We start from the raw sequence: 3,822 nt of genomic DNA, 5'->3' as shown, positions 1-3,822 counted from the left end.
TGATTCCTTGATATGCTCTGCGAAACTGGTTTTAACCTGATTATTTATTCTCCCACTAATATGGTCTGTTTATTTACGCCGTACTGTACTAGTCTAGCCCTCTTTTGTCACTCTCCGAAAACTTTTGCCATTTCTGAATTCTAGAGCTTTTGTATATGAAGCGATCGCGCGATTATTTTCTAATAACAAATACAAGACCAATTTTTTTCTAATAGTATAGCTTGTATTGATTGCCTCATGAGGCTTCTAGCGATCGCCCTCCCGGAAAGTGACAGAAGAGGGATATCTTCAATCAAACAAATGCCCCGACAGTTCAGGATAAATCAGCACGAGAAGCAGATAAAATGGAGGCGAAATGGGTTCGACAGAATAAGCTACGCATTGCGGAACGCTGCCTTGGTATAGCAGTAATTCATGATTCTGAAACTCTATTTGAAAAATGGCGACCAACAGCAGCGAAAACAATAAAGAATAAGTTCGGTTCTTCAGGTCAAGTATTCAGTACGTTTGTAGATGCAGAACGTTGGATAATAGAACAAATACTGGCAGGGTAAACTCATCTAATTTGGTATAGTTTGTACTTGACAAATAAGCCAAGACAAGTGTGTGCAGATTCTTGGAGCGAACTGGAATACACTCGACTGATGCGATCGCTAATCTCCTGAACCCGGATTTATCACAGGTGAGAAAAAATCATTGTGAGCATCTCAGTTTTGCAAATATACCAGATGAGAAACAAGATTCTTGCTCCCTCTCCTTACCAAGGAGAGGGCTGGGATGAGGTTTTACAAGGCTTTTTACACTCATTGAGATGCTCCCAAATCATTTACACAATCTCGATCACAGATAATTTTTTTGATACATCACCAACTTAGATTCAGAAACCAATACCGTTGCCAATTTACGAGGGTTCAACGCCCGTAGAAACGGGATAATATATAAAGTAGTATACTCAGTACTTAGGTACGGAACTTTACAATGTCTCTTGCTCCTTGGCGAAGCGCGATCGCCCATGCGCTTGATCGCAACCGCAGCCTTGTTTATGCCCGTTACCTCCAACTAGCAACGGTGCAGGCGAACGGTCGCCCCGCTAATCGTACCCTAGTCTTTCGCGGCTTTCTGGAAGATACAAACCAGCTAAAATTTATCACCGATGCCCGTAGCGCCAAAGCCGACCAGATACAGCAACAACCTTGGGCAGAAGTTTGCTGGTACTTTCCCAATACACGAGAACAATTCCGGTTCACAGGTTGTTTGACCCTAGTAAGCGGTGATGATTCTGACCAGGATTTACAGCCAGCCCGGATCAGTATGTGGCAAGAATTGAGTGATGCGGCACGTTTACAGTTTGCTTGGCCACATCCTGGTAAACCCAGAGTCGAAACTCCAGAAGCTTTTGCACCACCAGCACCCGACCCCGTGCAGCCAGTGCCTAATTTTTGCCTACTGCTACTCGATCCGGTGCAGGTAGATCACTTAGAATTACGTGGCCAACCACAAAATAGAAAGTTTTATCGCCGCGATCAAAATCAAGAATGGTTTTGTGAAGAAATTAATCCTTAATTTTCTCCGTTAGGAGTTATGAGTTGCAAGGTGCAAAGTTGAAGAAGAATTCAGAATTCTGTTTGATAATTTTTATTCCTCACTCCTCACTTTTAACTCCTAACTTTCTTTAAATGCCCGCACCATCTAGAAACTGCTGTATTGCCTTATCTTTAAGGCTACACACAGGAGCATTTTGTGATAAATCAGCTTGGTTAGAAGCTATACAACCTGCCAAAACAAGAGTTTTTCCAGAAGAGTTGGTGCGCCCAAGAGTTTGTATTTGTTCTTCCAGCGCCTCAATCCGGTCTACTAAGGCACGAATTACTTCTGCTTCCGAATCTGGTAAGTTATTGTGTTCAAGAGGTGCAACCCGGACTCCAGAACGATATATGATCCGCCCAGGCACGCCTACTACAGTACAGTCTGAAGGCACATCCCTTAGAACAACAGACCCAGCGCCAATACGGACATTGTTACCAATTTGGATATTGCCCAGCACCTTCGCTCCAGCTCCGAATACGACATTTTCACCCACGGTGGGATGGCGCTTGCCACATTCTTTACCAGTACCCCCAAGGGTGACACCTTGATAAATGAGGGCATAATCTCCCACGATCGCAGTTTCACCAATTACTACACCCATGCCGTGGTCAATAAACACACTTTGCCCAATTGCTGCACCAGGGTGGATTTCAATTCCAGTCAAAAACCGAGCTAAGTGAGAAATCAGGCGGGGAATAAAGGGAAGACCAAGAGTATACAGCCAGTGAGCCAGCCTATGGGATAGCAGGGCTTGCAAACCAGGGTAACAAAATAAAACTTCTAACCAGTTACGGGCAGCTGGGTCACGTTCAAATATGATCTGAAAGTCAGCACGCAGTATAGATAGCACGAGATAGCACCCTCGGAAAGCACAACAAGCTACTCTCCCATATTATCCTCTCAGGTGTTAGACGTAAAAATTAGGAATTGGGAATTAGGAATGGGGCATTGGGCATTGGTTATTAATCACCTAACTCCTGTACAGACGCGATTAATCGCATCTCTCCTAACTCCACTACTGCTCCACTTTTAGAGTATAATCGCGCTTGACTCCAGGATTAAATGTACCCACCCAAATCCGATAGGTGCCGCTTTTCCAGTTGCGATCGCTAACGCTAGCATCTTTACTTTTGCCAGTGTCATCACCGCAACGAATCGTCGTTTTATCTGGGCCTTGGATTAGTAAAGTGGTGTCGTTGTTGTTGCTATCGACTTGTATTGTCATCTGGGAAAAGTCCTTTTCTAGAACCATAATATGATCTGGAGTCGGATCGGCAAAGCCGATACAGGCTTTTTGATCGCGATCGCGGTTACTTATGGCAGATAATGAGTAAGAACCACCTGTAAACCCCTGGATTGTTCCTTGTGGTGGATTAGAGTTTGTTGACAGGGTGAAAGTACCAAAATTGGCTGTCTGTGCTATTGCAGGGGTAGCTGTGATGGCGGTAAGTATAGCCAACAGCCAGCCACTTCTAAACTGAAGTCGGGGGCGACAGTATTTCATAGTAGCCCTCCAACAGGCTTTTAAATTAGTAGTTATATATACATATTCTAATGAAAAAAATCTAGTGAAATTTCGGTTGATTGTGCCACATTAAAATTTGCCACATTAACAATTCAAAATTCACGCATTCAAAATTCACGCATTAAAGACATTTTCAGACGAGGATTTAAACCCGGACTGAAACTAAGAGCAGTGGCTTGCGTATTTTCCTCAAGCATCCAGTTGCTAATGTGGCGCAAGTACTACTTACTTTGCGCCAGCGCCATCGCGTAAATCGCATTGCTCCCACTCGCAACTTCGGCTTCTGAACTAAAACAAAACAAAAACCTCACCCTGTCGTGACTTTACAGCAGAATTCAAGTATTTAAACCACATCTGTCGTAGGGGCACAGCAATGCTGTGCCCTTACGCATGGTCTATAGCGCTTCTCAGTTGAGTGCAATACAGACCTAACCCCCAACCCCTTCCCTACAAGGGAAGGGGAGTAAGATTGAAAGCCTCTCTCCTAAAAGAAGAGAGGAATGGAAGTGAGGTCAGACTGTATTGCATCCAAAGGAGAACCGCTATATTTACCTGAAAATAGCTTTAATCCTACATTCCGCAGGTTGAGGGTCGAGTGATGGTATTTTAAAGTCCAAGTGGATAAAAGTAGTGGTGGGAGTTGCTAATGAGCAAACAAATACCGTCCTTTGAAACTCAAGATATAGACCATTTGGGAATTGTGGCTGGGA

General features: G+C 44.0%; 4 protein-coding genes. 2 read left to right on the top strand and 2 right to left on the bottom strand.

What is annotated here, in order from left to right; genetic code table 11:
* The first annotated feature begins 344 nt into the window (after positions 1–344).
* Positions 345–554 (top strand): hypothetical protein, encoded by a 210-nt coding sequence (locus tag V7K36_RS25595; RefSeq protein WP_335120497.1) that lies wholly within the window; start codon positions 345–347, stop codon positions 552–554.
* A gap of 424 nt (positions 555–978) precedes the next feature.
* The gene (locus V7K36_RS25590; RefSeq protein ID WP_335120496.1) at positions 979–1,563 is read left to right on the top strand and encodes an Npun_F5749 family FMN-dependent PPOX-type flavoprotein; all 585 of its coding nucleotides are present in this window, start codon (positions 979–981) and stop codon (positions 1,561–1,563) included.
* 109 nt (positions 1,564–1,672) lie between these two features.
* Here V7K36_RS25590 and cysE read toward each other — a convergent pair whose 3' ends face one another.
* Complete coding sequence (gene cysE, locus V7K36_RS25585; RefSeq protein ID WP_335120495.1) at positions 1,673–2,437, bottom strand: serine O-acetyltransferase; 765 nt, start codon at positions 2,435–2,437, stop codon at positions 1,673–1,675.
* 165 nt (positions 2,438–2,602) lie between these two features.
* Complete coding sequence (locus V7K36_RS25580; RefSeq protein ID WP_335120494.1) at positions 2,603–3,091, bottom strand: hypothetical protein; 489 nt, start codon at positions 3,089–3,091, stop codon at positions 2,603–2,605.
* Between the last annotated feature and the right edge of the window lie 731 nt (positions 3,092–3,822).

It is taken from the genome of Nostoc sp., from assembly GCF_036919555.1.
Classification (GTDB): domain Bacteria; phylum Cyanobacteriota; class Cyanobacteriia; order Cyanobacteriales; family Nostocaceae; genus Nostoc.
Note: the sequence above shows the minus strand (reverse complement) of the source record. Positions and strands in the feature narration are given on the sequence as shown.

Coding starts and splice junctions, on each gene's coding strand:
- V7K36_RS25595 (WP_335120497.1), top strand. CDS start 345: ATGGAGGCGAAATGGGTTCGACAGAATAAGCTACGCATTGCGGAACGC.
- V7K36_RS25580 (WP_335120494.1), bottom strand. CDS start 3,091: ATGAAATACTGTCGCCCCCGACTTCAGTTTAGAAGTGGCTGGCTGTTG.
- V7K36_RS25590 (WP_335120496.1), top strand. CDS start 979: ATGTCTCTTGCTCCTTGGCGAAGCGCGATCGCCCATGCGCTTGATCGC.